This window comes from Roseburia hominis (genome assembly GCA_040702975.1).
Taxonomy (GTDB): Bacteria; Bacillota; Clostridia; order Lachnospirales; family Lachnospiraceae; genus Allocoprococcus; species Allocoprococcus hominis_A.
The window spans coordinates 3,757,757-3,782,688 of record CP159990.1 but is presented as its reverse complement, the minus strand read 5'-3'; the positions used below and the strand labels follow the sequence as shown (position 1 = coordinate 3,782,688).

The 24,932-nt window shown below is 43.1% G+C and carries 21 protein-coding genes and 7 tRNA genes; 14 read left to right on the top strand and 14 right to left on the bottom strand.

All coding sequences use genetic code 11. The features are described from left to right. The first annotated feature begins 9 nt into the window (after positions 1-9). From ABXS75_17485 to ABXS75_17470, 4 genes are all read left to right on the top strand, one after another. Positions 10-81, top strand: a tRNA-Asn gene (locus ABXS75_17485). A 291-nt stretch (positions 82-372) separates the two neighbouring features. After that, entirely contained in the window at positions 373-1,623 is a 1,251-nt protein-coding gene (locus ABXS75_17480) for a glycine/sarcosine/betaine reductase component B subunit (protein XCP84809.1), read from the top strand. Between the two features lie 16 nt (positions 1,624-1,639). Continuing rightward, the gene (locus ABXS75_17475) at positions 1,640-2,950 is read left to right on the top strand and encodes a glycine/betaine/sarcosine/D-proline family reductase selenoprotein B (protein XCP84808.1); all 1,311 of its coding nucleotides are present in this window, start codon (positions 1,640-1,642) and stop codon (positions 2,948-2,950) included. A 20-nt stretch (positions 2,951-2,970) separates the two neighbouring features. Further along, entirely contained in the window at positions 2,971-4,377 is a 1,407-nt protein-coding gene (locus tag ABXS75_17470; protein XCP84807.1) for an SLC13 family permease, read from the top strand. Between the two features lie 54 nt (positions 4,378-4,431). Here ABXS75_17470 and ABXS75_17465 read toward each other — a convergent pair whose 3' ends face one another. Continuing rightward, entirely contained in the window at positions 4,432-5,229 is a 798-nt protein-coding gene (locus ABXS75_17465; GenBank protein ID XCP84806.1) for a GntR family transcriptional regulator, read from the bottom strand. A gap of 118 nt (positions 5,230-5,347) precedes the next feature. On the opposite strand from ABXS75_17465, the gene ABXS75_17460 reads away from it, so the two are divergent. Further along, positions 5,348-6,160 (top strand): sulfite exporter TauE/SafE family protein, encoded by an 813-nt coding sequence (locus ABXS75_17460; protein ID XCP84805.1) that lies wholly within the window; start codon positions 5,348-5,350, stop codon positions 6,158-6,160. Between the two features lie 76 nt (positions 6,161-6,236). Here the strand turns inward: ABXS75_17460 and ABXS75_17455 are convergent, their stop codons facing one another. Next, positions 6,237-7,538 (bottom strand): MFS transporter, encoded by a 1,302-nt coding sequence (locus tag ABXS75_17455; protein ID XCP84804.1) that lies wholly within the window; start codon positions 7,536-7,538, stop codon positions 6,237-6,239. A gap of 403 nt (positions 7,539-7,941) precedes the next feature. Between ABXS75_17455 and ABXS75_17450 the strand changes: the two genes are divergently transcribed. Then, a complete protein-coding gene (locus ABXS75_17450; GenBank protein XCP84803.1) occupies positions 7,942-9,024 on the top strand; it encodes a DUF2974 domain-containing protein in 1,083 nt (360 codons plus the stop codon). Positions 9,025-9,090: 66 nt separating this feature from the next. After that, the gene (locus ABXS75_17445; protein XCP84802.1) at positions 9,091-9,267 is read left to right on the top strand and encodes a hypothetical protein; all 177 of its coding nucleotides are present in this window, start codon (positions 9,091-9,093) and stop codon (positions 9,265-9,267) included. Between the two features lie 356 nt (positions 9,268-9,623). Here ABXS75_17445 and ABXS75_17440 read toward each other — a convergent pair whose 3' ends face one another. The 9 genes from ABXS75_17440 to ABXS75_17400 all read right to left on the bottom strand — a co-directional run bounded on the left by ABXS75_17440 (position 9,624) and on the right by ABXS75_17400 (position 13,402). After that, positions 9,624-9,911 carry a helix-turn-helix transcriptional regulator gene (locus tag ABXS75_17440; GenBank protein XCP84801.1) on the bottom strand — a complete coding sequence of 96 codons (288 nt, stop codon included), beginning with the start codon at positions 9,909-9,911 and terminating at the stop codon, positions 9,624-9,626. A 47-nt stretch (positions 9,912-9,958) separates the two neighbouring features. Further along, positions 9,959-10,264, bottom strand: a complete 306-nt coding sequence (locus ABXS75_17435) for a type II toxin-antitoxin system RelE/ParE family toxin (protein ID XCP84800.1) — start codon at positions 10,262-10,264, stop codon at positions 9,959-9,961. A 229-nt stretch (positions 10,265-10,493) separates the two neighbouring features. Beyond that, positions 10,494-11,966 carry an IS1182 family transposase gene (locus ABXS75_17430; protein XCP84799.1) on the bottom strand — a complete coding sequence of 491 codons (1,473 nt, stop codon included), beginning with the start codon at positions 11,964-11,966 and terminating at the stop codon, positions 10,494-10,496. 122 nt (positions 11,967-12,088) lie between these two features. Next, a tRNA-Leu gene (locus ABXS75_17425) sits at positions 12,089-12,174 on the bottom strand. A 5-nt stretch (positions 12,175-12,179) separates the two neighbouring features. Beyond that, positions 12,180-12,252: transfer RNA gene (locus ABXS75_17420), tRNA-Val, on the bottom strand. 89 nt (positions 12,253-12,341) lie between these two features. Further along, positions 12,342-12,415 (bottom strand) — tRNA-Asp (locus ABXS75_17415). A gap of 19 nt (positions 12,416-12,434) precedes the next feature. Then, a tRNA-Ile gene (locus ABXS75_17410) sits at positions 12,435-12,508 on the bottom strand. A 12-nt stretch (positions 12,509-12,520) separates the two neighbouring features. After that, positions 12,521-12,592 (bottom strand) — tRNA-Glu (locus ABXS75_17405). 174 nt (positions 12,593-12,766) lie between these two features. Then, a complete protein-coding gene (locus ABXS75_17400) occupies positions 12,767-13,402 on the bottom strand; it encodes an HD domain-containing protein (GenBank protein XCP84798.1) in 636 nt (211 codons plus the stop codon). Positions 13,403-14,268: 866 nt separating this feature from the next. On the opposite strand from ABXS75_17400, the gene ABXS75_17395 reads away from it, so the two are divergent. The 3 genes from ABXS75_17395 to ABXS75_17385 all read left to right on the top strand — a co-directional run bounded on the left by ABXS75_17395 (position 14,269) and on the right by ABXS75_17385 (position 17,605). After that, positions 14,269-14,610 (top strand): helix-turn-helix transcriptional regulator, encoded by a 342-nt coding sequence (locus tag ABXS75_17395; GenBank protein ID XCP84797.1) that lies wholly within the window; start codon positions 14,269-14,271, stop codon positions 14,608-14,610. Beyond that, positions 14,597-15,913 (top strand): permease prefix domain 1-containing protein, encoded by a 1,317-nt coding sequence (locus ABXS75_17390; protein ID XCP84796.1) that lies wholly within the window; start codon positions 14,597-14,599, stop codon positions 15,911-15,913. Before ABXS75_17395 ends, ABXS75_17390 begins: the two co-directional genes overlap by 14 nt. A gap of 240 nt (positions 15,914-16,153) precedes the next feature. Then, a complete protein-coding gene (locus ABXS75_17385) occupies positions 16,154-17,605 on the top strand; it encodes a 4Fe-4S dicluster domain-containing protein (GenBank protein XCP84795.1) in 1,452 nt (483 codons plus the stop codon). A 140-nt stretch (positions 17,606-17,745) separates the two neighbouring features. On the opposite strand, the gene ABXS75_17380 is transcribed toward ABXS75_17385, so the two are convergent. Further along, positions 17,746-17,834, bottom strand: a tRNA-Ser gene (locus ABXS75_17380). Between the two features lie 35 nt (positions 17,835-17,869). Next, positions 17,870-18,898 carry a DUF4352 domain-containing protein gene (locus tag ABXS75_17375; protein ID XCP84794.1) on the bottom strand — a complete coding sequence of 343 codons (1,029 nt, stop codon included), beginning with the start codon at positions 18,896-18,898 and terminating at the stop codon, positions 17,870-17,872. A 190-nt stretch (positions 18,899-19,088) separates the two neighbouring features. On the opposite strand from ABXS75_17375, the gene ABXS75_17370 reads away from it, so the two are divergent. The 3 genes from ABXS75_17370 to ABXS75_17360 all read left to right on the top strand — a co-directional run bounded on the left by ABXS75_17370 (position 19,089) and on the right by ABXS75_17360 (position 21,684). Beyond that, positions 19,089-20,108 (top strand): alpha-hydroxy-acid oxidizing protein, encoded by a 1,020-nt coding sequence (locus ABXS75_17370; protein XCP84793.1) that lies wholly within the window; start codon positions 19,089-19,091, stop codon positions 20,106-20,108. Between the two features lie 91 nt (positions 20,109-20,199). Further along, the gene (locus ABXS75_17365; GenBank protein ID XCP87189.1) at positions 20,200-21,240 is read left to right on the top strand and encodes a 3-deoxy-7-phosphoheptulonate synthase; all 1,041 of its coding nucleotides are present in this window, start codon (positions 20,200-20,202) and stop codon (positions 21,238-21,240) included. Positions 21,241-21,405: 165 nt separating this feature from the next. Beyond that, positions 21,406-21,684 (top strand): hypothetical protein, encoded by a 279-nt coding sequence (locus tag ABXS75_17360; protein XCP84792.1) that lies wholly within the window; start codon positions 21,406-21,408, stop codon positions 21,682-21,684. Here the strand turns inward: ABXS75_17360 and ABXS75_17355 are convergent. Further along, a complete protein-coding gene (locus ABXS75_17355; protein ID XCP84791.1) occupies positions 21,648-23,552 on the bottom strand; it encodes a GGDEF domain-containing protein in 1,905 nt (634 codons plus the stop codon). The genes ABXS75_17360 and ABXS75_17355 overlap by 37 nt on opposite strands. Before the next feature lie 191 nt (positions 23,553-23,743). Between ABXS75_17355 and ABXS75_17350 the strand changes: the two genes are divergently transcribed. Continuing rightward, positions 23,744-24,922, top strand: coding sequence for an MFS transporter (locus ABXS75_17350; GenBank protein XCP84790.1), 1,179 nt, complete (start codon positions 23,744-23,746; stop codon positions 24,920-24,922). Positions 24,923-24,932 lie beyond the last annotated feature (10 nt).

Below are 24,932 nucleotides of genomic sequence, written 5' to 3'. Positions count from 1 at the left end.
AATAAGTAATCCTCGATAGCTCAGCGGTAGAGCATTCGGCTGTTAACCGAAGGGTCGTTGGTTCGAACCCAACTCGGGGAGTTAGGAAAGTCCGTAAGTTCAATATTTACGGGCTTTTTGTTATGTGTACAATAGGCGCGATCTAAAACAAGTTTCAGCAAATTTATAGACTTTTTCTAAGAGTTTCTAATGTGGAATAAATCATCACAGAAATACCTTAAGTGTAATAAAAATTAAAATATGTGATAAAGCACCAAAAAGTGTTTGCATTACTTATAAATATATGGTATTATGCAATAAAAGAACAGGTTGACCGGACAACCAAACAAACGGTAGACAGGTAAAATAGAAAACATGGAAGGAGAAGAAGCGGTGCTACTAAAAATAATCGAGCACGAAATTAAATCAGTTATTTTGGCTGAAAAATCGGGTTACAAAGAAGGAATATTATCAATAAATCCACAGGAATGTAAGGTGGCTTTAACTTCTCAGGTGTCTTATGACTATGATATTGAATTTGCGATAGCAAAACCAGGTGAATGTAAGAGAATTATACATGTCACGGATATTATTAGGCCATCTTATAAAGAAAGTGAAGGAAATTTTCCGGGGTGGATCAGCAATTCATCAACTGGGTGTGGTATGGGAACGACTCATCAGGCGGCAAATTTGTGCATTACGCAAAGCTTTTGCTATCCGGGTATCCAAGAAGGCATTATTGATTTGTTTTTGCCGGGAGCCAATTATTCTGTTTTTTCAAAAAATATACATTTGGTCATAGTGATTAAATTGCTAAAGGAGAAGGTTTCCAAAGAAATATTGGCAAAAGATCTTATACAGATGAATGTTCAAGCGGCGGTTTATATTGGGAGTATTCTTGCAGAAGAAACAGACGGGCGTGAATTCATATATGATAATCAGTCAGAGATGGAAGGACTTCCAAAGATTGGATATGCATATTTCATACAAGCACAGGGTCCGTTACGAAATGTACATTATATGGGTGAGAATTGTGTCCAGATGCAGCCAAGGCTGGTGGAGCCACAAAAAATCCTGGATGGAGCGATTGTAAGTGGAAATTACATTATTGCCTGCCAGAAAAACCCAACTTATCTTCATCAACGGAATCCAGTTATTGATGAATTATTTTCGCTTCACGGAAAGAGTCTTCTGTTCCAGGGAGTCATTATTTCAACAGAGAGCAGTTCCCTTGAACAAAAACAGGAGAATGCAAAAAAAATTGCTGAAATTGCGAAGGAACTTTGTATGGATGGGATTCTTGTGACTCAGGAGGGCGGAGGCCATGCAGATGTGGATTTGATGACAACCTGTGATGCCTGTGAAGAGAAGGGAATCAAGACGGTGTTACTTTCTAATGAAATTGCCGGCACAAAGGGCGAGCTTCCCCCTTTGGTAGCTAATTCTAACAGAGCAGATGCTGTCGTGTCTACTGGAAATAATGATGAGGTGATCCGTCTTCCTAAGGCAGAGACTGTGATTGGTTATCCGGCATTCATTCAGCAAACGAAAGACGCGCACAATGAACTTACGACACCGCTCGGTATTATGTATACGTCAACAAATCAATTAGGGGCGACTGCCATGACTACGGAAGTATATTGAGAAAAGAGGTGATAAGGTGAAGGAGAAAAGGAGAGTTGTACATTTTATCAATCAGTTTTTTGCACAGATAGGAGGTGAAGAAAAGGCAGAGATTCCATTGATCGTAAAAGAAGGGGTCGTAGGACCTGGCATGGCATTTGCTTCTGTACTGAGGGACGATTATGTGATTGTCGCCACTATCATATGCGGGGACAATTTTATGTCGGACAATCTTGAACAGACTCTTGAGGAGATCATAGGAATCATCCGAGATTATAAGGCAGATGCGGTTCTTGCAGGTCCGGCATTTAACGCCGGGCGGTATGGGGCGAATTGCGGGGCAGTATGTAAAAGTGTTCAGGAGAAGCTGAATATACCTGCTGTTACCGGAATGTATCAAGAGAATCCTGGCGTCGAGATTTACCGCAAATCTTGCTATATTGTGCAGACAAAGAATTCTGCCGTGGGAATGCGCGCAGCTGTTTTGGATATGGCGAGATTGCTCATGAAAGTGATGGATGGGAGAGAATTTCCAGATCCGGAGAAAGATCGCTATTTTTGCAAAGGATTTAAACGCAACGTTTTTGTGGAAAAAACAGGTGCACAGAGAGCTGTCGAAATGTTGCTTGCAAAAGTGAAAGGAGAGAAGTATGTGACAGAGATGCAGATGCCGGCGTTCGAGTCAGTTCGGCCGGCCAAGCCTCTTTCGAATCTGCAAAAGGCAAAGATCGCTCTCGTGACAGATGCGGGATTGACAGATAAGAACAATACACAGCACCTGGAATCTGCAAGAGCGAGCAAGTTTCTCACATTGGATATTGCAGGGATGGATGAATTGTCTCCGGATGATTTTTATTCCGTACATGGTGGTTTTGACACAAGCTTGGCAAATAAGAATCCTAATATTATCGTGCCGCTGGATATTATGCGTAATCTGGAAAAGAAAGGTGTAGTAGAAAGCGTATATGAAAAGATATATTCCACTACCGGTAATGGGACAAGTCTGGTAAATTCTATGAAGTTTGGGAGTGAGATTGCTGAGCTGCTGAAAGAGGATAAAGTGGATGCTGTAATCCTGACTTCTACATGAGGTACAAGTACACGTTGCGGCGCAATGTTAGCAAAAGAAATTGAACGGGCGGGAATACCTGCTGCGCAGATATGCACCATTCTTCCGATTGCAGAGACAGTGGGAACTACACGGATTGTGAAGGCGGTGGCTATCCCACATCCGGTCGGAGCTCCAGATTTATCCCACGAAGCAGAGCAGAAATTGAGAGAGGAAATTGTAGGTAAAGCACTTCGTGCTTTGCAAACCCCTGTAGAGACACAGATTGTAATCCAATAATAAGAAAGGAATGAGAAAATATGAACAAATCAACTGTCATGAAATTGTTATCTGGACCTATATTATTTCTGTTAGTGCTATTGCTTGTGCCAGAGTCGGTTATGCCCTATGCTGTTCGCGGCGCATTGGGATTATTTCTTTGGATGGCGGCATGGTGGATTACCCTTCCCGTAGGGGTGGCCGTGACTTCACTGCTTCCAATCCTTATTTGCGCGGTGTTTGGGATTGTTGCAGTAGGCGATATTATTCCCCAGTATTTCTCTGATCTGGTAGTGCTTCTTTTGGGGGCAAATATTTTAACTCTGACTTGGGAGACAACCGGACTGAACCGCAGAATTGCCTTGAGAGCGTTATCTTTGGTGGGGCCATCTATAAAATCGCAGTTGGCGGTTTGGTTTATTGCTTCCACAGTGATGAGCATTTTCCTGCCTAATGTTGTAGTAGGCGCAACGCTGACTCCCATCGCGCTTGCCATGCTGAAGGCTGTAAAAAAAGAAAATCCAGGAGAACATTTGAGTGCGGCAAATATCCTGCTTGCCATTGCCTGGGGATCCGGAATCGGAGGCTTTGGTTCTCCTCTGGGAGGGGGTATGAATCTGGTCGTTATTGGTTATATTGAGGAACTGACCGGAATGGAGTATATGTATACGACGTGGGTTAAACTGATGATTCCAATCTTGATCGTGATTACGATTGGTAATGTCCTCTATATGCTCACCATGAAATCGGAGACGAAAATGCTTCCGGGCGCGAAAGAATATTTTGTTGCCGAATATAATAAGCTCGGTAAAATGAACCGTTCAGAGGCAATCAGCCTTACTCTTTTTGTAATACCGGTTGTCATGGCCTTTACCAGACAGCTTTGGATGGGCTTGATTCCTTCTCTCGGATCTTCCTATGTATTTATTGTATTTGCCATTATTGCGTTTTGTGTGCCGGGGGAATGCAATGGAAAGCTGATCACCTGGAAATATGCCCAACCTAAGATTTCCTGGGGGCTGTTCTATACATTGGCAGGTGGTCTTGCACTTGGGAAAGTGATCACAACCTCTGGAGCATCCAACATGGTCGCAGATTTTGTCGCAAATTCCGGTATTACCAATGCTGCACTACTGTGCGTGATTTTCATTGTTATGGCTTCGGTACTTGCCAATATATCGAGCAATAACTCTGCATGTGCAATCGCTTGCCCGCTGGTTGTCAGCGTTATGACTGCATTGAATCAAAATCCCATTCCTTATCTGTATATGGCAGCCGTGGGAGGAAACCTTGCCTATTTGCTCCCGAGTGCCACAAGGGCTATTCCTGTTGACGCAGGTGTAGAACCCTCATATATGCTGAAGAAGGGTGCTTTAGTAAATGTAATTGCGGTAGTGCTTGCCATTTTGTGTGCATTGGTCTGCATCAAACTGCCAATGTATAGTTAACCCTCATTTTAAAACACTGCCCAAGGGGACTGACACCTCTTGGGCAGAACAATTTTATGTTTCATCTTTACAGACACCGAAAGAATTGATCTTAGGGATAGAAGAATTATCGCGTGTAAAATTGAAATGAAGCGCAAGATGCAGATTGTCACCGCGGAATACCCGTTCATTGTAAACGATGGGAATATCATTATACCAGTAAACCGTGTGAAAACGAAAACCTGGGATACTGCGTTTAGACTCTAATAAGTCTCGTTCATGTGCATCCAGGGTGATGGCATTGATCTTCATATCAAAACAGTTGAGAGAGATGTTTGCATTCTCTTCCAAATAGCGATGAAAGGAAATAGACGCCAAATCCTTTTCGATTAAATTGGCGGAATAGTCTTTCCGTATATACACTGTTTGGATAATGCTCGGAATGTTATCAATATAACGGACTCTCTTAAAATAGCAGATTTCTGTTCCCTGTGCGATATTAAGTTTTGAGGCAATGTAAGGGTCTGCGGGAATATAACCGCTCTCAATTATTTTGGAGTTCTGTTTTGCACCTAATGTATCCATACGTTGATAGAAGTTAGGTTCTTGTATAATATCAAATTCAGATTGGCGGTAGCTTACAAAAGTCCCTTTGCCTTGTTTTCTTGTAATTAGTCCTTCGTTTACCAATCCATCATATGCCTGTTTTATCGTTGCCCGGCTGAGCTTTAGTTCTTTGGACAGCTTTAGCTCAGATGGAATCTCTGTGCCATACGGCCAGGTCTCGTCCAGTATGTAGTTACGAATCTGCTGGCGTAATTGGTAGTATAACGGGGTTGGACTGGTATGATTGAGCTTAATGGGTATATCCATGTCTTTCCTCCTGATTTCATATGTAATGATAGCATGGCATATTGACAAATTCAAGAGATTCTTTCGGAAAAACAAATCCTTTTCAGGAGAAAATTAATGAGAAATGCGAGGAATTGTCATGGTTTACATATATGTCATTATCACTGCGGTCTGTTTCTTTTCCTCCGTGATCGGTTCCATTTGTGGAATTGGCGGGGGAGTCATTATAAAACCAGTTTTGGATGCAACGGGTATCATGGCTGTTGATACGGTTTCTTTTCTGTCAGGCTGTACAGTACTTTCCATGTCGGCCATGTCCATGTACAAGAACTTTAAAAGGGAAGAGAAAACAGCGTTTAACAAGCGTTTTGCTACTGTATTGGCGACAGGGAGCGTAATAGGCGGAATAGCGGGAAAGTCCGCATTTCAGGTTCTGTCAGGATGTTTTTCATCCGTAAATAAAATAGGAGCGGTGCAGGCGGGAGTGTTGGCGGTCATCACGTTTGCGACTTTTGTCTATACGGTATTTAAGCAATGGATTCGAACAAAGCATATCGATAATCGAATCATTACATTTGTCATAGGGATTCTTTTAGGAATGATGTCTTCATTTCTGGGAATTGGTGGAGGGCCCATCAATCTGATTGTCTTGTTTTATTTTTTTTCATTGGAAACAAAACAGGCGGCTATATACTCCTTATATATTATCATGTTCTCACAGATAGCCAGTCTTGGAAGTACATTGCTTGGGAAAAGTGTTCCGGAGTTCAGAAAGGAAATTCTTGGGCTTATGATTTTATGTGGGGTATTAGGGGGAATTGTGGGCAGTAAGATTAACGCGAAGATTGAAAATAAGATTATAGATAAATTGTTCATGATATTGATATTGATTATTATTGCCATCAGTGTCTACAATGTGTTTCATTATCTATATCCAAAGGGCATCCCGTAAGAAGTTGTGAGAAGATATGAAAAAATGAAGTCAGATCGACTCCATTTTTTCATATCCATAGAGGAAGTATTATGGTCTACATTGTCTCCAGATCGGGGTTGACGCCCTCAACGGCTTCTTTGGCCTTTTGTTTCTTCAGCAGTGCCATGAAGATCCAGAGGAATACATTCATAGCTAAGGCTGCACCGATGAACATGATGATCAGGTTTTTGTAGGCTCCTACGGTGGAACCGCCTTTTTCAAGGATCTTGGCGCCAAGTATGTACATGAAGGTATCCGGTATCGTCATGACGGCTGAGAAAATACCTACTGCGGTACCACGTGTCACTCTGGGAATACGACTCTCGGAGATCATAGAGTTCCGGGAAGGCTGGGCAATACCAAAGGCAGCACGCAGCAGGACAATCACGATGACTACGATAAATGCGGTGGACGGTCCCCACGGTGAGAAGAAAAGTAATAATAGTCCACCGATGAAGCAAAGGTACGCGACTTGTACAGAGATGGTGGCAGTGTGTAATTTATCTGTAAGGCGGCCAGCCAGCGGTGCACAGATTACACGCATGCCCTGGTTACAGAATGTGACGATAAAGGCAATCACGGCAGTCGGTACCAGGAAATAGGTGCTCATCAAAGGCTGAACGTAGGAAGTGGCCTCGGTACACATGGTGAGACCCATGCCGGTAATGAGCAGACAGATCATCATGGGATTGCTGATGACTTTCGGAATCATCTTGATATTGAAAGTGTTGGCCTTGTCGCCTATGGTCTTACGGTTTTCCTTGTCACCGAAGTGCAGGATCAGGCTGGAAGCAATACACATTACGATGTAGAGAGCCATCATAACCCGGAGCCCGGTCACAGCCGTGGTAGCTGCGATTACTGCAGAGGAGATCAAACCGGTAGAAATAGAAACGGCACCGATCAACATATAGTAATAGCCGAATACACGGCCTTCCTGTTCCCTTGTACCGATGCGGACCAGAACTTTCATCCAGGAACCAGCGGTAAATAAAACGCCTACGATACCAAGACCGAGATAAATCATTCTCATAGTGCTGTAATCAGGAATCATACAAACGGCGATGCCGAGAACAGAACAGCCCAGATTACTGATATGGATCAGCAGGTGTGAAGGTACTTTGTCGGCCAACGGACCGCCGATCAGATAGCAGACTACTGCACAGGAGCTGAAGATACTGATGATCGCGCCTAATTGGGAATCATTGAAACCAAAGGCTTCCAGGCCCAATTGATAATAGTAGGTAAAGAAGTATCCGATACCTACCGTGCCGGCAAAACTACAGGCGACACCGATGATTAGAAGCCACTGTTTTGGTGAGAGTTTTGACATTTTGTCTGTGTTTGCGGTTGACATAAGAAAATTCCCTCCTTCTTTTTCTCTTTGTTATTTGTGTTTTTGGAATATTCCCTTAATATTAGCTTATCAAGTTGAGAGAAAAAGTCATTGTGCAGAAGGAACTTAAAAAAAGGGAAAAATGTGCCGCATGCACATGCATTTGAAGCTTTTTCTATTGTCGAAGAGTGCCGGCAAGCCCACAAGGCCGTGCACGTGAACAGGAAGAAGATTGTGCTTGACAGAGCAGTCACGTAATTGTATATTTGAAGCAACTTGTTAGTAAAAATTAGAGTTATGTAGTGGAATTGTGTAAACTCTGTTTTGAGCTATTTTATTCTCTTTGCACAGTATCCCTAAGAGTACCTGTTAAGATAGAGCATTCGGCTGTTAACTAAAAGATTTCAAAAAGGAGGCAGAAGTGGTGGGAAATATCATTGACTATCTCAGATGGAGAGGCGATTTGACTTTTGCGCAGTCTCCGTTTAATAATGTCGATAACTTGATTTTGTCACAGTTATCTTATGTTAATTTAGATGGGATTGCTCCAGGCGAGGGAGAAGAAGGTATACCGATAGAGGAACTGTCAGACATATTTTTTCAAAAATATAGTCCGGAAGAGTTGAAAAAAGACAGGTCATTTCTCCGCAGAGCTCCGGAGATCATAAAAGAGATGGCTAAGACAGTGCGTTATAGGGATGCGGTCGTCAAAAATTTTGTGAATCGCATTGATGAGGAGAAAGAACTGCAATTTGCAGCATTGGAGATTTGTCTCTCTGATGGCACTTCTTACATTGCATACAGAGGAACCGATGACACGATCGTGGGCTGGAAAGAAGATTTCAACCTTAGTAAAGGAGTCATTTTATCGGAAGAAGCTGCGGTTATTTATCTGGACCATTTCGGAGAACTTAGCCGGGGGCAATTAAGGATTGGCGGACATTCTAAAGGCGGGAACCTTGCCGTATATGCTGCGGCTATGTGTAAAACAAAGGTCCAGGAGAAGATTTTGAAGGTGTATGATAATGATGGCCCCGGATTTGCCGATAATTTTCTGGAGCAGGAAGGCTTTCTTCGTATGAAGTCTCGTGTGGAAAGGCTGATACCGGAAGGTTCGATTATCGGCATGCTTCTGGATCATGCGGTGGAACCCAGATATATAGCCAGTTCTCAGACTGGGGTAAGGCAGCATGACGGATTCACATGGCAAGTATTGGGCCCTGATTTCATATATAAGAAAGCACTAAATAAACGAGCGGCACTGTTTAATGAAACATTGGATAACTGGCTGCATAATTTGGAAGAAGAGGAGAGAAATGCACTCATCAGTGATTTCTTTTCCGTGATGGAGGTGACAGGAGCCTCTACACTCACAGAACTTCAGGATGGAGGTCTTAGAAATATCCGTTTAATGCTCAGGCAGATCGAACAACTGAATCCGGAGACGAGAGAACGTGTTGATGAACTGATTAAAGCTCTGGTCAGCGCCTGGCACAAATTTATTTGATGAAAGATGAATATTTTTCCTGTTAAAGGTAGATACTATCTGAAAACAGGGAGGTAGAAGACGGATATGAATTTCAACAAAAATGAATCGGATCATGAACCTAAATTTCCTGCACGCACGAATCCCGGACGTTTTTCGGCGAAATGCGATGCGGTGACAGGGGAAAAGCAGTCAAATACAACGAATACGAAGAATGTAAAACCGGACGATGTCCCAAGACGTGATGGCCCGGGAGGAGAGTAAATAAAAGAATAGATGAAAGCTATCATGCCGGTTTTTGTGAGATTCGGCATGGTAGCTTTTTTAGTTGCCTGGCATAGATGGAAAGGTTGAGTTTCCGGAGATTTTGTTATAGGCTTGTTTTAAGGTGGGAGAGTAGTAAAGGTTATAGTGAAAAGACTGGATGTTCAAAGGTGTTCAAGGCTGTACAACTTTTTAAACAAAATAAAAAGTGCCTCAAGCCCTTCTATTTACAAGGGTTTGAAGCGCTTAAGCCAAATGTCGCAGACCGGAATCGAACTTCTGCGGATTCTCACAAACCGCATAGAAAGTGGGATTGTGCCACCTCTGCTGATAGTTGTACAAGATTTGTACAACTATTATAGTTTTGCCTTAGGTACAAATTCAATTTTCAAAACCATTCCCATTCCTTCTGCTAACCGTTTCAATAAGTTTAAAGAAGGATTTCTTGTTCCGTTTTCCAATTTGCTGATATCCGCCTGATTTATCCCAGTTCTTTCTGCCAGTTCTTTCTGCGTCAAATTTTGAGAAACCCTGGCATCTACAATTGCTCTGATTACATCCATTTCAGGTTGTAACGCTTCGTATTCTTTTTTAAATTCAGGGTTCTCCATTTGCTGATTTATAAATTCATTCAATGTTTTCATCTGATTTGACTCCTTCCAATATATTCATTTCTTCGTTTTTTAGCTAATTAGATTTCCTTTACAGGCGTTTTTTGTGTCTTCTTAACAAAACCGTTTGTTAGGATTATCTTTCCATCATAATAGAAAAAATATAATACTCGTGTTATATCCGTTCCCGCTTTTGCTCGAACTTCAAAAATCCCATCCTCAAGATGTTTACTATATGGTTCTCTTAATTGATTACCCTTTTCTTCCAGAATTTTTAAAATCCCCAATAACTTTGCGCGCATTTTCATATTTAACGATAAAAGAAAGTCTTCAATTGGTTTATTCCCATGCGTATCTTCATAAAATTCCACTGTAAATTTAGGCATGCATTTTATCCTTTCTTCCTTTATATTACATAGTATATGGCATATATGCCATATTGTCAACTTTCTTTTATAACCGTACAACTTTTTATACAAAATGAAAAGTGCTTCAAGCCCTCTATTTACAAGGGCACTGAAAAACTTCCATTTTTTAAGTGGGAGTTTTTCTTTTATGACAATTTTTCGTGATTTTCAGTTCTTTTTCGATAAGATTACAGAATAATGCTATGGTTTAAGCCATAGCCAATTCCTGTAATCTTACTATCCTTTTTACATTTGCTGTAAATGCGGTAAAATACATTTGAACATGCATAGCAAATAACCCTCTTGAATCTGCTCTGCGCAAACCGTGGGCTTCTTTTAATTCTCCATTCTTTTCTTCTATCCTATGCCGGATTTTCATTCTCTCTTGGAAGTATTCACTTTCTTCAAATTTAAGCCTTTCCATGTTTTTCGCGCTTGCCTGCGTGATACTGTAACTTCGTTCTTTTGAGTTTGATTTTCCTACACGGCAGTTTTCTCTTTGTGGGCATTTCCGGCACTTAACTTTGCTAAATATATATCTTAAATAGGTGTTCCCGTTTTTGGCAGCTCTCTTTTCCACTCGCATGGAAAGCTCTCCGGCAGGACATTGCAGCAACCCTGCATCTTTATTGAAACAGAACCCCTCCGCAAGGTTTCCGTTTGCAGCCGCCGCTACAGCTGTATTCGTTCGGGCAATCAGTGCAATCTCTTTTCCGCATACTTCCAGATTATCATCACTGACATATGCCATATCTCCGATAACTTCTGTTACTTTTATTCCATTTTTCTGTGCTTTTTCTATCAGTTTCGGCAATTCCTGACCATCCGGTGCTCCTCCATCTGTTACACTTATCCCAGCAATCAGACGGCCTTCTGTCATTGCGAGATGATTCTTATACCCATAAAACGTACTGGTCGCCGTTTTGTGCCCAAACCGTGCATCTTTATCATCTTTGGAACGGATCTCTCTGATCTGTTCGTTCTCAAGCAGTTCTTTCATCTCTTTAGAGATTTTCTGTATCTTTTGATTTCCACAGGTTTCTATCCCTTCCTCCAGAACCTGGAGCAGTTCCTTCGTATAGGCGATCTCTTCGTCCAATCCTGCTTCCAAAGATGGTTTCTCTGGAAATCTTTCTGATAATTCAAAAGCATTTTTATAAATCTCTTTCCGAAGTTGTTTACTCATATCCCTCAGGATTTGTGTGGGGGATTTCGCTCGGACGGATGCAGTTGTGTGGGTAGAATCCACGATAATCGTTCCCGATTTGATTAGACCTTTGTCCAGAGCCTGCTGGATTGTTTCTTTCAGCATTTCCTTCAGAATATCTTCCGTGATGCGGGTCTTTCTGAATTTCGTCAGAAGACTGGGATCTATCATTTTTTCTTCTGGTTCCAGATCCAGAAAAAATTTATATGCCATGTCTGTCTGAGCACTACTGATCAGGGTTTCATCGGACAGATCGTACAGCTTTTTCAGAAAAAGCAGTTTAAACATCATCTCCGGTTCTTTCGCCGGCCGCCCGAAATTTTCACAATACTGTTTACGGAGCATTGGATTTACAAAACTAAAATCTATATTTTCTTTAATTCTACGCAAAAGATGATTTGCTGGAATGATTGCATCATAAATCCCCTGATAGGGTGATAATGAAAGTTTCAACTGTGAATGGTCTTTCAACATGGCAGAACCTCCTTCCTCATGATTCTATTATAATGGATACATTAAAAAAGCCCAATTCTTTTTTAGAATCAGACTTTTTCAGTGCCCTTCTATTTACAAGGGTTTGAAGCACTTAAACCAAATGCCGCAGACCGGAATCGAACCGGTACGGGTATCACTACCCACGGGATTTTAAGTCCCGGGCGTCTGCCAGTTCCGCCACTGCGGCATAAATGGGACCAATAGGGCTCGAACCTATGACCCTCTGCTTGTAAGGCAGATGCTCTCCCAGCTGAGCTATGATCCCTTATTAAGTTAAAAAACATCTTTTCACAAAGTTCAAAGATGGACTTTTGCACTAAACTTGAAATACTCTCATCAAATGCAAAATGTCAACGACCCGAATGGGACTCGAACCCACGACCTCCGCCGTGACAGGGCGGCGCTCTAACCAACTGAGCCATCGGGCCAAATATTATGTTTTTAGAGTGGACCTTCAGGGACTCGAACCCGGGACCGATCGGTTATGAGCCGATTGCTCTAACCAGCTGAGCTAAAGGTCCACGTTATCTAAATGACTCCTACGGGAATCGAACCCGTGTTACCGCCGTGAAAGGGCGATGTCTTAACCGCTTGACCAAGGAGCCGCGTCATCAGCCACCTTGCTTTCACAGTGACCAAGAATTATATTACCATAAGATATTTATTTTTGCAAGTATTTTCCTAAAAAAGGTTGCGATTTTTTTCTGATTCTTTAGGTGGTTTGGCAATCAAGAAGCAAACACATATAATCGTTTGTTCCTTGATTGCTACATAATCTTTTATTGGTTTATGATATGTCCCTTCTCCACATGCGGATCAATAAAATTCTTCTTTGCATATTCCCAGAGAAGTTCCGAGCCCAGAGCGGTGTTTTTGTTCCTTTCCAGGATCTGCCCCAGCCTTACAGATCTCTCTGCCCAGGCTTTGCCGTCTGTTGCAGCATTCAGCATGGCGGGCTGCACATTGTCCATGGTATGTGCAAAACGGGCTTCGGGCGTGGAGCAGGCTTCAAATTCTTCCCACAACCCACACAGTTTCAGGGCCTGATCCTCTGGAAGAAGATGGAACAGTCTTTCGGCGGCTCGTTCTTCCCGTTCTTTTTGCGTCTTTTTCCCTTCTTCATCATAGGCATAGGTGTCGCCGGCGTCAATTTCCACGATATCGTGGATCAAAACCATAGTGACAGTTTTCAGGACGTCAATAGGTTCGTTGGAATATTCCCCCAGCAGGATTGTCATCAAAGCCAGGTGCCACGCATGCTCGGCATCGTTTTCCTTTCGAATACCGTCGGAAAGGTAAGTTTGTCTTCCGATAAATTTCTCCTTGTCGATCTCCTGAATAAAATCAAATTGCTTCTTTAGCCGGATATCGGTATCGTTAAGATTTGTTTGATTCTCAAGTGGTTCTGTGTTCATGTATTTTGGGTCCCCCTTTTTGTTTTCACTATTTTTGAAAGCTAATAGAAATGTTATCTCGGTTTTCTTTTATCATACCTGATTTTTTCTGATATGGGAATGTGTTTAAATTGTTTTTTAATAAATCTTTTTAAAGAATGTGAAAATACAAGAGGCAAATTTAATGAATGAAAAAGGAAAAGGAGTTTTGCACGCTTGTCCTTACTGGGACAATGTGTGTGAAAACTCCAGAGAGAAAAGGTAAAATATATATAGTAAAAGGTATAAACCTGAATTTTTAGTCGGACCCAAACAGCTACACAGAGCGTTCTGTCATATATAATTGCCGGTGTCCTTTCATTTAATACGTTTAGTATACAGGGTAATTATGGAAAGAATGTGACCGCAGACTTAAGAAATTTTGAAAAATCTTAAAAACTTCTAAATACAAAATGAAAGAAATATATACGTGCAAAAAGTGTTGAGATTTTGGAAAATGAAAGAGAATAAATTGGAAAAAATTTGCAAACAGCGGTTGGAAAAATTTCAGGGGATTTGCTGTATAGGGACTTGACATATATAGATAGTCGATATATAATTGGAGCATGAAACATATATCGAGTATCTATATATATAGAAAGGCGATATATATTGCTTCGGGTCTGTATAAGGTGGCGGAAAAATTCAAATAAGTCTGTTATTGATGACGAAAGAGATGCGGATTATTCCGGAAGACGGATTCTGCCAACCTGGTTATGAGGCCGAATGAAGTGTAGAGAGTGTAGATTAAGAGAAACTTGTTTTAACAGAAAAGGAGGGCAGGCTGAACTGTAGGGAAGATAATTTTTAGCTTAATGGAAACTTGGTTTAGAAAGGGGTTGAAGAAGATGGCGGTAGAGAAAAGTTTGATTTCAGGCAGTACGACAATGTTGATCTTAGGACTGCTTGACAAGAAGGACATGTATGGTTATGAGATGATCGAAACACTGAGGGAGAAGTCGAACAATGTATTTGAACTGAAAGCAGGGACCTTATATCCGCTTCTGCACTCATTGGAAGAAAAGGGGTGGCTGAGTGTATATAATCAGGAAGCCGGTGGAAAGATGAGGAAGTATTATCAGTTGACGCGAAGCGGAAGGAAACAACTCATAGCAAAAAAAGAGGAGTGGAAGGAGTATTCCACCGCTGTTGCCAATGTCTTAGGGGGTGCTTGTTATGAACCGGCGTAGTTATCTGAATGCGCTTTTGGGACAGATTCGCTGTAAGCGGGCATGGCCGATGATCGAGGAGGAGTTGCAGGGGCACATAGACGAACAAAAACGCGATTTTATGGCTGCGGGCATGTCGGAGCAGGAGGCAGAGGCCGCTGCAGTCCTGGAGATGGGGGATCCCTTTGAGGTGGGCCGTCAGCTCGACAAGATTCACCGGCCGCGACTTCCCTATCCTCTGATTGGTTTTATTATAGGTCTTAGCAGTATCGGGGTAGCCCTTCAGATTGCTATCAACAAGCTGATCGAGATGGGAGATGGCTTTGGGCTTTATGGAAGGTATGTACAGGATATGTTTGCCGGTATGGGAATCGGAATTATCCTGATGGTGATGATTTGCCGTATGGACTACAGGGTTCTGGGAAAATATGCGATGCGTTTGTGGGCAGTATTGAATGGCGTTATTGTTTTGCAGGTAATTGCAGGTATGTTTATGGGTAGAACACTGTATTTAAGAATGAATGTGGTGTCATGTATGTTGATTCTGTCATTTGCAGGAGTGATTTATCATTATAAAGATAAGGGAATAAAAGGACTTTTCAAATGCGTAGGCTGGTATATAATCGCAATTTTTTTACTGTTACCGGGGCTGCGATGGAGTTTTAACTATATCGCCTTATTTTATGTGACAGGTGCCATTCTTATTTTCGTGGCAAGCGTTAAAAAATGGTTTGGCGGCAATCGGGCAAAACAAACTATGATAACGGTAGGAATGATCGTAGGAGTGACGGCGGTAATGGCTCTTATCGGTATTGGAATCTACTACCATTATCTTGTACAATATCAACAGGATCGGGTGATTGCTGCGATGCAGTTGTCCGGCGATGTCCCATTTAATATTGAGGAGATGTTAAAGCGTATGTCTCTGGTCATGAATGACAGTGCAAATGTTATGATTTTAGATGAAGACGCGATGACGCTTACCTCTATCAGAAGCGACTATTTGTTTACTTTTGTCTTCAAATGTCTGGGGAGCTGGCAGGGAATTCTGATCACTGTACTGGTCGCGGCATTTCTCGTTTTATTATGTGTGCTTGTACATAAGCAAAAAAACCCGCTTGGCTATATACTTTCACTGGCAGCCCTGCTCATGGTAGGAATACAAAGCCTCCTGTATTTTGGAATTAATTTGGGATATTTGCCGAGCACGGCGATTGCGATGCCGTTTTTTACCGGAGGAAAAACGAATATGCTTATCACATATATTTGTATGGGCCTTTTGTTATCGGTGTATCGCAACCAAAATCTGATACCGGAAAATTAGAAATAGATTTTATATAGAAAATCTGATACTGCGCGGAAACTTTTGAAATTGGGCGCCTGACTATGACCAAGTGAAGTGGGCATATGTCGGGCGCCTCCTAATTGTCCGGAAAAAAGAACAGAGATTGTTAAAAAAATATCTATGAAAAAAGAAGAACTCGTGCTATGATGAAAAGGTGATAACTACAAAGAGCATATGGTTTCAAACATCAAAATTTCTAATTTAATGGAGGGCTAAATTTTGAGGTACGCAGACGCAAATGTAATTAAAATCAAGCATGCAGTATTGGAAGAAGTTGCGAAACTGGCTTTTGCAGGAGAATTGGAAGAGCGTAAAGATGAAATCCCCATGAAGCTGATCCCCGGTCCGCTTCCCCAGTTCCGCTGCTGTATCTACAAGGAGCGTGAGATCATTCGTCAGAGAATCCGTCTTGCAGAGGGTAAGTCGGCGGGTGTGAAGGACGATGGAAATGTGATTCAGGTCATCAGTTCCGCATGCGAGGACTGTCCGATCTCCAGCTATACTGTGACGGAGAACTGTCAGAACTGTATTGGTAAGGCATGTATTAATGCCTGCAAATTCGGTGCGATCGAGTCCGGACTCCAGCGTTCGCACATTGATCCGGCAAAATGTAAAGAATGTGGCAAATGTGCGCAGGCCTGTCCCTACAATGCGATCGCGCATTTGAAGAGACCGTGTAAATTCAGCTGTCCGGTGGATGCGATTAGCTATGATGAGAATGGACTTTCCGTAATCGACGAGTCCAAATGTATCCGCTGTGGTAAATGTATTCATAGCTGTCCGTTCGGTGCAATCGGCTCCAAGACATTTATAGTGGACGTGATTAACGCTATCAAATCTGACAAAAAGGTATATGCGATGGTAGCACCGGCGACTGAGGGTATGTTTGGCACAGATATTACCATGGCAAGCTGGAAGAAGGCTATGAAGGAGGTTGGATTTACCGATTTTGTAGAAGTAGGACTTGGAGGAGATCTGACGGCTAAATATGAGGCGGAAGAGTGGCGCGAGGCGTATCAGGAAGGAAAGAAGAAGGTGACCTCCTGCTGCCCGGGCTTTGTAAATATGGTGCGCAAGCATTATCCGGAACTTAGCGATGCGGTTTCCACGACAGTTTCTCCGATGTGTGCGGTTTCCCGTATGCTGAAAGCAAAAGAGCCGGATGCCATTACGGTATTTATCGGACCATGTATGGCCAAGAAATCCGAGGTTGTGGATCAGAAAATTGAAGGTAATGCGGATTATGTTCTTACATACAGCGAGATTCGGGCAATCATGCGTGCCAAGGGCGTGGAACTGAAGCCGGATGAGAATAATTATCAGGAGGCTTCCGTATATGGTAAGAGATTCGGAAATTCCGGCGGGGTTACTGCAGCAGTGCTCCAGAGCCTCAAGGAATCTGAGAACAACGTAGATGTCAAGGTGTGCAGAGCAAATGGTGCGGACGAGTGTAAGAAAGCGCTTCTTCTTATGAAGGTCGGCCGTCTGCCGGAGGACTTTATCGAAGGTATGGTCTGTGAAGGAGGCTGCGTCGGCGGACCGAGTGCATTTAAGGATCAGATGCTGGCAAAGAAGTCCCGCGATACGCTGATTAAAGAAGCGGATAATCGGGGAATCTACGAGAACCTGAGCAATTATGACGAGGAATCCTTCTCTATGCACAGGGATTAGAAAAGATGAATAAGAAAAAATGTATATGAGATAGGCTGTGGAATAAATATCATTTTCTTATGAAATGAAAGAACGCCTGCGGATTAAAGTAAAATGATCCAAGGGCGTTTTTCTATTTCATAAAAGGGCACTTATTAAAACGGAGATGGAGGGATTTGAACCCTCGCGCCGGTATCACCGACCTGCCGCTTTTCGAGAGCGGTCCCTTCGGCCTCTTGGGTACATCTCCTTTTTATAGATTAAGCATATCTGCTAATCATCTGTTTATTGCTTCTTGATCTCAAACTGCATTTGATCGTTGGACCAGACGTTATTGGCATAATGAATGGTCAGGACAGTCCAGTCCGCGGGAACTTCCAGACAGAGGTAACCGTTCAGGGTATCGCCGCTGGCAATAGAGCCGTCCATCTGTTTTCTGTCTGTACTGGTAGCAAGAGCGGTAAATGCGTTGGGGCTGTAGTCCAGCTTCTCCTCTCCGCAATAATTCTCAAAGCTTGCCATGCTGCTGACCGGAAGCTCATCCTCGGTGTTGTTCGTAATTTCCATATTCACAAATACAAATACATTGCCTTCTGACGGAGTTGACACGTCGTCACCGGGGGATTCTTCGTAACCGAGCGCCGTGACCTTGATGTTGTTATACTCAGCAACTTCACCTACCTGATAGGTGGTAAGCGGGTCGGTCTTATCCGAAGCTTTGTCTGACGTCTTCGTGGTCTCTGATTTCTTAAAACGGTCAAGCGGATTGTCAATGATATTAAAATGTACCAGTCCAAAAACGATTCCCGCTGCGAGTATAACAAGCAGTAGGAGAATCAGGAGCACCTTGAGGATACCGCCCCGTTTTTTCCTGACAGGAGCGGCAGGGGCTGCAGAGCGTCCTGCGCTTTGCCGGGCTGGCTGGGCGCTGCTCTTTCTTGGATGCGCCTCGGAAGAGGTGCTTTTTGCGGGATTCTCACGTGGACGTTCCTGAGCGCTGCCTTGCCGGGACTTATCACTGGCTTTTCGATTGTTTCCGGACCGGGAAGAGCCAGAAGAAGTCTTACGCGCTTTGCTTTTACCTGACGATGAATGTGAGGTCTCTGTGTTGCGCGGGGCAGCCTGTCTGGGGGACCCCTGTGAATCTGTATCAAGATCTATATCTAAATCTAAATCATCAGTATCGAAAAACTCGTCCTGGCTGTCATCGATCACTGCGGAGGCAGGGTAGCGCTTCCTACAGGTATCGCATAAATAAAAGCCGGGATTTTTCTGGCTCGGGCGTACTTTAGAGCCGCATCTTGGACATTTCATCTGCTATCTCCTTTATATATCTTGTTCATGGAAATAAATTCAACACAACTAGTATAACATTTCCTCGGGTAAATGCAAAGGGGAATTCTTGTTTTATGGGAAAAAAGATGGTATGATAGGAGTGTTCAGCTATACAGGATATGATACAAAATATAGAAATACCGATATGTGGGAAAGGATGAAATATACAATGACTTATCAGGACGTTTTAAAACAGGCAAGAACTGCGATTGGCGCGTATTGTAAGGCATGTCCGGTCTGCGACGGAAGGGCCTGCGGGAATCAGATTCCGGGGCCGGGGGCTAAGGGAATCGGGGACACAGCGATAAGAAATTATAAAAAATGGCAGGATATCCGTGTGAATATGGATACGATCTGTGACGGCGGGGAACCGGATACCACCTGTGAACTCTTTGGCAAGACATTTGCCTATCCGTTTTTTGCGGGGCCTGCGGGTGCGGTGAACCTGCATTACAGTGAGAAATATAACGACATTTCTTATAATCAGGTATTGGTTTCCGCCTGCGCTCATGCGGGAATCGCGGCATTTACGGGAGATGGGACGAATCCTCTCGTGATGGAGGCGGCAACGGCGGCAATTGGAGAAAATGGCGGAGTGGGCGTTCCGACGATCAAGCCGTGGAACCTGGATACGGTGAAGGAGAAGATGGAGTTGGCTATCGCTTCCGGTGCGTTTGCGGTGGCTATGGATATTGATGCGGCGGGACTGCCGTTCCTTAAAAATATGACGCCTCCTGCGGGGAGCAAGAACGTGAAGGAACTGTCTGAGATCGTGAAGATGGCGGGAATTCCGTTTATTGTGAAAGGTGTGATGACCGTGGGCGGCGCGCTCAAGGCAAAAGAGGCGGGAGCGGCAGCTATCGTGGTATCTAATCACGGTGGTCGTGTGCTCGACGGCTGTCCGGCTACGGCTGAGGTTCTGGAAGAGATTGCAGACGCAGTCGGAGATTCTGTGAAGATTCTGGTGGACGGCGGTATTCGTTCCGGCGGAGATGTATTTAAGGCGCTGGCGCTGGGAGCAGACGGTGTACTGATTTGCCGCCCGTTCGTAGTTTCTGTTTACGGCGGAGGAGAAGAAGGCGTGAAGGCTTATATTGAGAAAATCGGCGCGGAGCTTAAGGATACGATGCAGATGTGCGGAGCGCATTCTCTGGCGGAGATCACGCGGGATATGGTGCGCTATTGTTAGGATAGAATGGTTTGGGAAAGTATCAGACCGGGGGATAGTCCGCGTACAGAAGATGGACAATATAGATTAGAAATAACGAGTAAATAGGAGAATAGGCAACATGTCGATGAGAGTAAATAATGAGCTGCCCTTGCCGGCAGATCTGAAGCGGGAATACCCGCTTTCGGCAAAACTTCAGGAAATGAAAGCGAAAAGAGATGCCGAGATTCGGGATATCTTTACGGGAAAATCTGATAAATTTGTGGTGATCATTGGCCCTTGTTCCGCGGACAATGAGGATGCGGTATGTGAGTATGTGAACCGCCTTGCGCGTCTGAATGAGAAGGTATCAGACAAATTGATGTTGATTCCGCGTATTTATACCAATAAACCGAGGACCACCGGGGAGGGGTATAAGGGAATGCTGCATCAGCCGGACCCGGATAAGGAGCCGGACCTTCTGGCGGGAATCATAGCGATCCGGAAGATGCATATCCGCGCTATGGAGGAGACATATTTGACGGCGGCGGACGAGATGCTGTACCCGGAGAACAGAAGCTATCTGGACGATATTTTGTCCTATGAAGCGATTGGAGCACGTTCTGTGGAGAATCAGCAGCACAGGCTTACGGCAAGCGGCATGGATATTCCGATCGGTATGAAGAATCCGACCAGTGGCGACCTGGCTGTGATGCTGAATTCCGTGGTGGCGGCGCAGAAGCCGCATCGTTTTATATACCGTGGGCAGGACGTGACCACGGGCGGAAATGACCTGGCGCATGTGATTCTGCGTGGCGGCGTGGACAAATACGGCACCAACATTCCCAACTATCATTATGAGGATCTGCGCAGGCTGGAGATGATGTATAAGCAGAAGGATCTGAAGAATCCGGCGGTGATCGTGGACGCAAACCATTCGAATTCCAATAAGCAGTATAAAGAGCAGATCAGGATTGTGAGCGAGGTGCTGCATTCGCGGAAATTTAATCCGGAGCTTAAAGCACTGATCAAGGGAGTGATGGTGGAGAGCTATCTGCTGGAAGGCAGGCAGGATATCGGGCCGCATATGGAGCATGGCAAATCTATTACCGATGCGTGCATTGGCTGGGAGGATACGGAACGGTTGATTGATAAGATTGCGGAAGAATGTTAGAGATAGAGGAAATTATGGTTAAAGAATATCCGGAGCGACGACCAGGCGCTCCGGATATTTGGATTTCGTCTGCGCGGTTTTGGGAATAGCCTGTTTCTCCTGAAAATTTTGCTTGACGGGGCGAGTACCGTTTGATATAATGCATCTACATATCAGGGAAAGTCTATGGGAAGATTCCTTCCACTGATTATCGGAGTTTTGTCTGTACCACTGACCCTTATGTCCTGTACAGATTCCTACTTTTTTGGACTGCTTCCGGTTCTGATTGGAATCGGCGATGCCTTTGGAGTAAATCCGGCACACACCGCTATCGCAACGGTAGTTTGCAGGAACTGTGCAACATTTATCAGCCCGGTCGTGCCGGCGACCTTCCTCGGTGTTGCACTTGCCCCTGTCCAAAAGAAAATTTATACAAGCGTTCTTTTTCGTTCCAGCTTATTTTGATACATCTTTTCATCAGCTTCTTTTAATAACTTGCTATAATCTGTGCTTCCATTTGTCAGACAATACCCGAAAGAAAATTTAAGTGGAACATTTAGATTTTCCTTAAGTTGTGCAGAACTATGATTTTGAAAATGTGCAAGTGTTTCTATCGTTTTATTCAATTCATCGTCATCCTCATAATCATATAGAAACAATACAAATTCATCTCCGCCCTGCCTTGCCGCTATACTGCTTTTTGCACCAAAGCTATTAATAAGTTCAGAAATCTTTTTAAGATAAATATCTCCCATTTCATGTCCGTATGTGTCATTGATTCCTTTTAAACCATCAGCATCTATCATAATAATCGCACTGTGGCCCAGTTTTTCTGGGGTGTCAAAAAGGACAGCAAGCTGTGTATCCAATCCACGCCTGTTATATAAGCCTGTAAGTGGATCAATATCTCTTTCCATCTCGATTTCTCTGCGCTTTACTATTTCAGCTGTTACATCAACGGCAACACCAAAGATGTCATCATCGTTTCTTATTTCTTCAATTCGGACATATTGTTCACCAATCTTGTATATTCCCTGCTCATCTAATATAGGATTCTCACATATTTTATCGATAAATGCTTCAAATTTGTTGGCATCAAGAGACAATTGCTCCATCGTTTCCATATCTAACGACAATATTTTGGGTATATAATCAGTAAAATAGATTTTTTTCATGTGTTTATTATATTCGTACACACCAATATACATGTTGGTCTTGCTTAGTACATAGGCCATTTTTGCGTTATTGTCTAATAAGCTTTTTACCATCACATTAATATATTTACTTAGTTCTGCAAATTCGATACTGGTCTGAATATCTAAAGTTTCATCAAGTTCTTTATTGGTAATTGCCTTTAGTTTTTTATTTACATTATGAATCTCATCTACAACATATTTGTTCATATACCATATAGCAGACTTTGCCGATAATAATGCAATTACTATTAAACATATTAGTAATATGAGCATAACAGTTGGTAGACGTTGATAAAGATCGCGGATCAAAATTATTTGCCCAATATAATTTGAACCTATTTTTTGAAAGACACAAAATGAATTCTGGTCGTTTATTTTGGTATAAAATCCCGTTTTGTCACCAGTTATGTCATCAAATGTCAAACCGATTTCTGTAAGATTGTGTCCTACGTTTTCCAAGTCTGTGGAACCTGCAATTTCACCGGTTTCTGCATCTATAGCGTAATAACTAACACTTGAGTTTATGCGAAACAGAGAAAATATATAGGACAGTTCATTTTTTTCGGTGACTTTTATCACATTAACCGGCTCCATACCTACTTGAACAATGAACTTCCCATTATTACTCCAAATAGCAGAATACTGCATTGGTTTATTTTCGGCGGTATTTGGCATAATGTCCTGAACAAATTTTAGAGTTTTATCTTTCAGCATTGGCTTAAAAGCCATCATTTGTTCGCCGGAGTCAAAGGTATAATTGTAATATTGTGGATGAGTTCCTGTAAATATGCGTCCTGTTGTATCAAAAATATGTATTTCATCTACCTCCATAAACGTAGCAATTTTTCTCAGTTCTTCAATGTTATCTAATACGTCCGGGTCACTTTCGATAATACGGGTAATAGCTTCTGCATTATGAAGGCATGTTTGTTTATACGCTTCCTGAATTTCCTGAAGCTCTTTTTGATTTTCTTCTAATATTTGCTCCATCTGCGAAAAGGTTCTTATCGCACTTTCATACGCTATTTCGCGCTCATTTGTTAGCTCAATATATAGAACGATTACCAATATTACAACTATTAAAGTGCCTGTTATTTGATACATGTATCTGCTGATTATTTTTCGAAGTGCAGGCATGAGTACCTCCTTAAAATGAATAGCTTTTTTGTGGCATCTCTGGATGAGAGTAAATGCTTATACTTATCATATACTACGCCAGATATGATAGCAATATTTTTTCGAAAAAGGAAAGGGATAGCTTTAACCTTTGCGTATCGGTGAGATTACGGTTATAATTATGTTGTATTTAAGAAGAGGGAGAAAAAAATATGGATAAGAGATACCAAAAAACTGTTTATGCTTGTTTTGTCGGATATATTGTGCAGGCGATTGCAAATAACTTTGCGCCGCTGTTGTTTCTGACATTTCATGATACATATGGAATTCCGCTTACAAAAATCACATTTCTGATCACGGCGAATTTTGGGATGCAGTTGGGCGTTGATTTGCTGGCGGTCAGCTTTGTGGACCGGATCGGATATCGAAGGTCTATGATTCTGGCACATGGTATGTCAGCGCTGGGGCTTCTTGGGCTGGCGTTCTTGCCGGAACTTTTGCCAGATCCGTATATGGGACTTATGGCAGCGGTTTTCTTCTATGCTGTGGGAGGTGGTCTGCTGGAGGTGGTAGTCAGTCCGGTCATGGAGGCTTGCCCTACCCCGAATAAAGAGACGGCGATGAGCCTTCTGCACTCGTTTTACTGCTGGGGACACGTGGGGGTCGTTCTGATTTCTACGGGATTTTTTGCCATATTTGGAATTGCAAATTGGAAGATGCTTTCTGTGATCTGGGCTTTGGTGCCGTTTGCAAATATGTTTGTATTTACGAAAGTACCGATTGCCAGCTTGATTCAGGAGGGCGAGGAGGGGATGTCTCTTGGAAAACTATTGAAAACAAAACTTTTCTGGCTGTTTTTATTTTTAATGATCTGTGCGGGAGCCTGTGAACAGGCGGTCAGCCAGTGGGCTTCTACATTTGCGGAACAGGGGCTTGGTGTAAGTAAGACGGTCGGAGACCTTGCGGGGCCTATGTTTTTCGCGGTTATGATGGGAACTGCCCGTGCAATTTACGGGAAATTCGGAGAACGGCTTCCACTGGAGAAATTTATGTTTGGAAGTGGGATTCTCTGTTTGGCGTCTTATTTAGTCATTGCCCTGTCACCGAATCCGGTGCTTGGGCTTTGGGGATGTGGAATCTGTGGCTTTTCTGTGGGCATTATGTGGCCGGGAACGTTTTCTTTGGCGACGGCTACTTTGCCGACAGGAGGGACGGCTTTGTTTGCGCTTCTGGCACTGGGCGGTGATGTGGGTTGCTCCGGAGGACCGACTTATGTAGGAATAATGTCTGGGGTATTTCGGGATGATTTGCGGAAAGGGATTCTTTGTGCGGTGATTTTCCCGGTGTTGTTAATTGGGGGGCTGTGGCTTAGAAGAAAGTATGCGAGATAATGAACTGAAA

Excerpts from the sequence above, each read along its gene's own strand:
- ABXS75_17390 (XCP84796.1), top strand. The coding sequence starts at position 14,597 with ATGAACCGGCGTAGTTATCTGAATGCGCTTTTGGGACAGATTCGCTGT.
- ABXS75_17360 (XCP84792.1), top strand. The coding sequence starts at position 21,406 with ATGGGAAGATTCCTTCCACTGATTATCGGAGTTTTGTCTGTACCACTG.
- ABXS75_17430 (XCP84799.1), bottom strand. The coding sequence starts at position 11,966 with ATGTTGAAAGACCATTCACAGTTGAAACTTTCATTATCACCCTATCAG.
- ABXS75_17395 (XCP84797.1), top strand. The coding sequence starts at position 14,269 with ATGGCGGTAGAGAAAAGTTTGATTTCAGGCAGTACGACAATGTTGATC.
- ABXS75_17460 (XCP84805.1), top strand. The coding sequence starts at position 5,348 with ATGGTTTACATATATGTCATTATCACTGCGGTCTGTTTCTTTTCCTCC.
- ABXS75_17400 (XCP84798.1), bottom strand. The coding sequence starts at position 13,402 with ATGAACACAGAACCACTTGAGAATCAAACAAATCTTAACGATACCGAT.
- ABXS75_17435 (XCP84800.1), bottom strand. The coding sequence starts at position 10,264 with ATGCCTAAATTTACAGTGGAATTTTATGAAGATACGCATGGGAATAAA.
- ABXS75_17470 (XCP84807.1), top strand. The coding sequence starts at position 2,971 with ATGAACAAATCAACTGTCATGAAATTGTTATCTGGACCTATATTATTT.
- ABXS75_17375 (XCP84794.1), bottom strand. The coding sequence starts at position 18,898 with ATGAAATGTCCAAGATGCGGCTCTAAAGTACGCCCGAGCCAGAAAAAT.
- ABXS75_17455 (XCP84804.1), bottom strand. The coding sequence starts at position 7,538 with ATGTCAACCGCAAACACAGACAAAATGTCAAAACTCTCACCAAAACAG.
- ABXS75_17370 (XCP84793.1), top strand. The coding sequence starts at position 19,089 with ATGACTTATCAGGACGTTTTAAAACAGGCAAGAACTGCGATTGGCGCG.
- ABXS75_17355 (XCP84791.1), bottom strand. The coding sequence starts at position 23,552 with ATGCCTGCACTTCGAAAAATAATCAGCAGATACATGTATCAAATAACA.
- ABXS75_17350 (XCP84790.1), top strand. The coding sequence starts at position 23,744 with ATGGATAAGAGATACCAAAAAACTGTTTATGCTTGTTTTGTCGGATAT.
- ABXS75_17440 (XCP84801.1), bottom strand. The coding sequence starts at position 9,911 with ATGAAAACATTGAATGAATTTATAAATCAGCAAATGGAGAACCCTGAA.
- ABXS75_17465 (XCP84806.1), bottom strand. The coding sequence starts at position 5,229 with ATGGATATACCCATTAAGCTCAATCATACCAGTCCAACCCCGTTATAC.
- ABXS75_17445 (XCP84802.1), top strand. The coding sequence starts at position 9,091 with ATGAATTTCAACAAAAATGAATCGGATCATGAACCTAAATTTCCTGCA.